Raw genomic sequence first — 5,167 nt, forward strand, 5'->3', positions numbered from 1 at the left:
GCCCAGCACTCAGCGGGGCTCAACCTGCTGGACAGTGTGCAACGCGGGGATATTCCCGGCGTTGGCATGGTGATGATTGACGGCCTGGTTCGCTGCGGCCGCAGCCGTAACACCCCGCCGGCCACGCAGATCCCCAGCATTGTTCCGGCCTGATACGCAGGCGCCTGCAACTTGCCATCGCGTTTTCCCCAGACACGATTGCGTCGAGCTAAACGACGGGCAATCCTCTGACGTCGATCTCAAAGACAGCCGACCGGCTACTTCAACAAATATTCGACCCAAACAAAAAAAGCCGGTTAGCGTTAGCTAACCGGCTATCTGATGGTTTTATTGGTCGGTGTGAAAGGATTCGAACCTTCGACCCCTTGCACCCCATGCAAGTGCGCTACCAGGCTGCGCCACACACCGACAAGCCTTTTATTATAGCGTGCCGAAAATGCTTCTCAGTGCCCGGCGCTGAGGAGATCACGAATTTCAAACAACTCGCGCCGTACCAATTGCAGTCGTTGCTGAGCCGCGCTGCCGCTGGGCAAATCCGCGCCCTCCGGCTCGCTGTCTTCAAAGTCCGAGTGGTCACTGGAATCCTCAAAATCCTCCAGCAGGGACTCACCGCCTTCCAGCACTTCTACGCCGTCAAGCATGACTTCACCGTTACGGCGCTTGTCGCGTTCGGTCTGGACAATTTCCTGAAGCTTGTTGCGTGCGCCGCTGATGGTGAAGCCCTGGTCATAGAGCAAATCACGGATCCGGCGGATCATCAGCACCTCATGGTGCTGGTAGTAGCGGCGGTTGCCACGCCTCTTCATCGGGCGTAGCTGCGTGAACTCTTGCTCCCAATAACGGAGCACGTGAGGTTTGACACCGCACAAATCACTGACTTCACCGATGGTGAAATAGCGTTTCGCGGGAATGGGTGGGAGCGTTTTCTCCAATTAAATCAATGCGCTAAGGAGGAAACCTCCAAATCTACTCTAAGTCGAAACTTAGCGCAAAGAGTTGAGCCGGTTTTTTGGCATGTGTTGTTCCGTCACACAGGTGACATTTAATTACAACCACCTACCCGGATACGTAAATCAAGCGGACAAAGCCACCGGGTTTAGTACTTATTCGGCAACAGTTTCGCCCTGGATCTGGTCTTTGAGCTTGTGGCTGGCATGAAATGTCACCACCCTGCGGGCCTCAATGGGGATGGCTTCGCCGGTTCGCGGGTTGCGGCCAGGGCGTGGGGCTTTGGTGCGAATCTGGAAATTACCAAACCCGGAAATTTTCACATCATTTCCGTCCACCAGGCTGTCCGAGATCAGGTCAAAAAACGCGTCGATCATGTCTTTTGATTCGCGTTTGTTGAGCCCGATCTGTTCAAACAGCAACTCGGCCAGATGCGCCTTTGTCAGCGCCGGGGTTTCCAGGCTTTCTACAGAAAAATCCATGCAACGGTACTCCTGGCGACTTTTATTGTGAGCGCTATTCGTGAAAGGTCAGGCCCGCAAGCGGGCACCCAACTGACCTTGCAGATTGTCGAGCACCGACTGAACGGCCGCCTCAATCTCCTCATCTGTCAGTGTAGCGGCGTCGCTCGAAAGCACCAAGCGCACGGCCAGGCTTTTTTCGCCAAGCTGCATGCTCGCGCTTGCCTGCTGCGGCCGATAGACGTCAAACAGCGTCGCGCCCTTGAGCAGGCCCTGCGTGTTTGCACCGTGGATGGCCGACATCAGCGCAGCATGTGTGACGCTTTCGGCCACGATGACGGCGATGTCACGCTCCACCGGCTGGAGCTTACTGACCGGCTTGAACTCCGGCACAAGCCGCTGCAGCACGGCATCAAGCTCCAGCTCAAACAGGAGCGGCGCCTGGGCCAGGTCGTAGCCCTGGCGCCACTGCGGGTGCAACTCGCCCACAAAGCCAATCGGCTTGCCGCCCACGGACACGCTTGCGCAGCGGCCGGGATGCATGGCGGGGTGCACCGCCGGCGCAAAAACGGCCTGAAGCGGTGCAAGCAAAGTCTCCACGTCGCCCTTGACATCGAAGAAATCCACGGCCTTGTCAGGCTGGCTCCAGTTCATCGCCGCCCGAGGGCCGTAGGCCAGGCCAGCCACACGCATGGGCTGGTTGAAGCCTGCCACAGTGGTGTCGGTGTTCTGAACCTGGGTGTCGCGCAGAAAAACGCGGCCCAACTCAAACACGTTCACACGGGGCGCCTTGCGGTCCAGGTTGAACTTGAGCACCTGCAGGAGCGAACCCAGCAGTGAAGAGCGCATCACGCTCATCTGGCTGGCGATGGGATTGAGCAGCTTGATGGGGTTGGGATTACCGGCAAGCTCAAGCTCCCAGCGCTCTTCCACGAAGCTGAAGTTAATGGTTTCCTGGTAACCCAGTGATGCCAGGGCGCGACGCACGCCAAAGGGGCTGCGTTCGGCTTCAGCGCGCAACCTGGCGGTGATGGGGGCCAGCGGCGGTGTTTCGGGGAGCTGGTTGTAACCCACCATGCGCACCACTTCTTCAATCAGGTCTTCTTCGATCTGCAGATCAAAGCGGTAGCTGGGCGGTGTCACGGTCAGCGTGCCCTCGCCTTGCGTCACCGGCAGGCCCAGACGCTGGAGGGCGTCCAGGCATTGCGCCTGCGTGAGGGGCATGCCGATCACCTTGGCTGCACGCGCCACCCTCAAAGTGACTGGCACCGCTTTGGGCACGTTAACCTGCTGGTCGTCCATGGGGCCGCACACCGTTTCCGGTGTGCCGCAGATGTCGATGATCAGCTGGGTGATGCGCTCGATGTGCTCGACGGTCTGCCCGGGATCAACGCCTCGCTCAAAACGGTGGCCTGCGTCAGTCGAAAAGTTATAACGGCGCGAACGGCCAGCGATGGCCTTGGGCCACCAGAAGGCAGCTTCGACGTAGACATGTTTCGTGTCGTCCGAGACGGCGGTCGCATCGCCGCCCATGATGCCGGCCAGCGACTCCACCTGTGCATTGTCGGCAATCACGCCAACTTTTTCGTCAACCGTCACGGTATTGCCGTTGAGCAGCTTGAGCGTCTCGCCGGGCTTGCCCCAGCGGACATCGAGCCCGCCATGGATTTTTTCGAGGTCAAAGATGTGCGAGGGACGGCCCAGCTCGAACATCACGTAGTTGGAGATGTCCACCAGCGCCGTCACGCTGCGCTGGCCGCAGCGCGCCAGGCGATCGACCATCCATTGGGGTGTGGTGGCTTTCGTATTGACGTTGCGCACCACGCGGCCGGAAAAGCGGCCGCACAAATCGGGCGCGCTGATCTTCACCGGCAGTTTCGCGGTGTCGGCGGCAGCCACGGCGGGAATGACCGGTGTCTTCAGCGGTGCACCCGTGAGCGCAGCGACTTCGCGCGCAACACCGTAGACGCTCAGACAATGCGCCAGGTTGGGCGTGAGCTTGAGGGTGAACAGGGTGTCGTCGAGCTTCAAATGCTCACGGATGTCCTGGCCCAGCGGCGCATCGGCCACCAGTTCGAGCAGGCCGCCGTTGTCTTCAGAGAGCTTGAGTTCGCGCGCCGAACACAGCATGCCCTGGCTTTCCACGCCGCGCAGTTTGCCGACCTTGATCAGGAAGGGCTTGCCGTCTTCACCGGGAGGCAACTCGGCGCCGACCAGGGCACATGGCACCTTGATGCCGACGCGGGCGTTGGGTGCACCGCAAACGATGTTGAGCAGGCTGCCCTGCCCCACGTCGACCTGGCAGACGCGCAGGCGGTCGGCATCCGGGTGTTGGACGGCTTCCTTGATTTCGCCAACAACAATCCTGGTGAACGGAGGCGCCACCGGCTTGAGTTCTTCGACCTCCAGGCCGGCCATGGTGAGTGTGTCGGCGAGCTGCTGGGTCGTCAAAGGCGGGTTGCAGAATTCGCGCAACCAGGATTCTGGGAATTGCATGGTCTAACCTTGTTTTTCTTGTTCTTGTAATTTCAGGACTGAAACTGGGAGAGGAAGCGGATGTCGCCGTCGAAGAACAGGCGCAGGTCATTCACGCCGTAGCGCAGCATGGTCAGGCGGTCAGGGCCCATGCCGAAGGCAAAGCCGATGTATTTCTCGGGGTCCAGCCCCATGTTGCGCACCACGTTCGGGTGCACCTGGCCGGAACCGGCGACTTCGAGCCAGCGGCCGGCCAGCGGGCCAGCCTGGAACTGGATGTCGATCTCGGCACTGGGCTCGGTGAAAGGGAAAAAGCTGGGCCTGAAACGCAGCACCAGATCGTCGCTTTCAAAGAAGGTGCGGCAGAAATCGGTGAAGACGAATTTGAGATCCTTGAAGCTCACGTTCTCGCCTATCCACAGGCCCTCGCACTGGTGGAACATGGGCGAGTGGGTGGCATCACTGTCGACACGGTAGGTGCGGCCCGGTGCGATGACGCGAATTTCGGGCATGCGGCCGCCGGCATCGATCAGCGCGCGATGCTTCTTGACATGCTGGACCGCATAGCGGATCTGCATGGGACTGGTGTGGGTGCGCAGCAGGTTGGGCGCGGCCTCGGTGCCGCCCTCGACATAAAAGGTGTCGTGCATCGAACGCGCTGGATGGTCTTCGGGCGTATTGAGCGCGGTGAAATTAAACCAGTCGGTCTCGATCTCGGGGCCTTGGGCCACGTCGAAACCCATGGAGCCAAAAATGCCTTCAATGCGTTCCAGCGTCAGCGAAACGGGATGCAAGCCGCCTTGCGCGCGCTGGCGGCCGGGCAGGCTCACGTCGAACGCTTCGGCTTTCAGTTGTTTTTGCAGCTCGGCATCGGCCAGTGCCTGACGGCGATCGTTCAATGCAGCTTCGATGGCCTGTTTGGCCAGGTTGATGGCGGCACCACGGGATTTTTTTTCTTCCACGCTGAGTGCGGCCATGCCTTTCATCAATTCCGTGACGCGGCCGGTTTTGCCCAGGAACTGCGCCTTGGCGTTTTCCAGGTCGGCGGGCGTGTTGGCCTGCGCAAAACTGGCATGGGCGGTGCTGACCAGTTCCTGGAGGGCATCGGGTTGAGTCATACGTTCTCTTGTTCGAAATACAAAACAGCGAAGGCGCTTTCAGCAGCACTCGTGTTCCGGGAGTACTGCAGAAAGAGCCATGAAAAAGGGCCAGAGCCTTTTCAAGCTCCAGCCCTTTCTTTTCTTGCGCAAGCAGCTATTGATTTAATAGCACCAACACTGCCC

At 59.7% G+C, this 5,167-nt stretch carries 4 protein-coding genes, 1 tRNA gene and 1 pseudogene; 1 reads left to right on the forward strand and 5 read right to left on the reverse strand.

Going from position 1 to position 5,167, the window contains the following annotated elements; all coding sequences use genetic code 11:
* Positions 1–153: pseudogene (locus tag AC1D1X_RS15160) on the forward strand (amidohydrolase family protein); the annotation flags it as partial.
* A 178-nt stretch (positions 154–331) separates the two neighbouring features.
* On the opposite strand, the gene AC1D1X_RS15165 reads toward AC1D1X_RS15160, so the two are convergent.
* The 5 genes from AC1D1X_RS15165 to pheS all read right to left on the reverse strand — a co-directional run bounded on the left by AC1D1X_RS15165 (position 332) and on the right by pheS (position 5,002).
* Positions 332–408: transfer RNA gene (locus AC1D1X_RS15165), tRNA-Pro, on the reverse strand.
* Between the two features lie 35 nt (positions 409–443).
* A complete protein-coding gene (locus AC1D1X_RS15170; protein ID WP_457280349.1) occupies positions 444–932 on the reverse strand; it encodes a MerR family transcriptional regulator in 489 nt (162 codons plus the stop codon).
* A 171-nt stretch (positions 933–1,103) separates the two neighbouring features.
* Positions 1,104–1,430 carry an integration host factor subunit alpha gene (locus AC1D1X_RS15175; RefSeq protein ID WP_457280348.1) on the reverse strand — a complete coding sequence of 109 codons (327 nt, stop codon included), beginning with the start codon at positions 1,428–1,430 and terminating at the stop codon, positions 1,104–1,106.
* 48 nt (positions 1,431–1,478) lie between these two features.
* Complete coding sequence (pheT, locus tag AC1D1X_RS15180; protein ID WP_477669071.1) at positions 1,479–3,905, reverse strand: phenylalanine--tRNA ligase subunit beta; 2,427 nt, start codon at positions 3,903–3,905, stop codon at positions 1,479–1,481.
* A 32-nt stretch (positions 3,906–3,937) separates the two neighbouring features.
* On the reverse strand, positions 3,938–5,002 hold the full coding sequence (gene pheS, locus AC1D1X_RS15185) for a phenylalanine--tRNA ligase subunit alpha (protein ID WP_477669070.1): 1,065 nt from the start codon (positions 5,000–5,002) through the stop codon (positions 3,938–3,940).
* Between the last annotated feature and the right edge of the window lie 165 nt (positions 5,003–5,167).

The organism is Polaromonas sp. P1_G4, from assembly GCF_056405475.1.

What these genes read in the sequence shown, in the direction of transcription:
- pheT (WP_477669071.1), bottom strand. Translation starts at nt 3,905, where the DNA reads ATGCAATTCCCAGAATCCTGGTTGCGCGAATTCTGCAACCCGCCTTTG.
- AC1D1X_RS15175 (WP_457280348.1), bottom strand. Translation starts at nt 1,430, where the DNA reads ATGGATTTTTCTGTAGAAAGCCTGGAAACCCCGGCGCTGACAAAGGCG.
- pheS (WP_477669070.1), bottom strand. Translation starts at nt 5,002, where the DNA reads ATGACTCAACCCGATGCCCTCCAGGAACTGGTCAGCACCGCCCATGCC.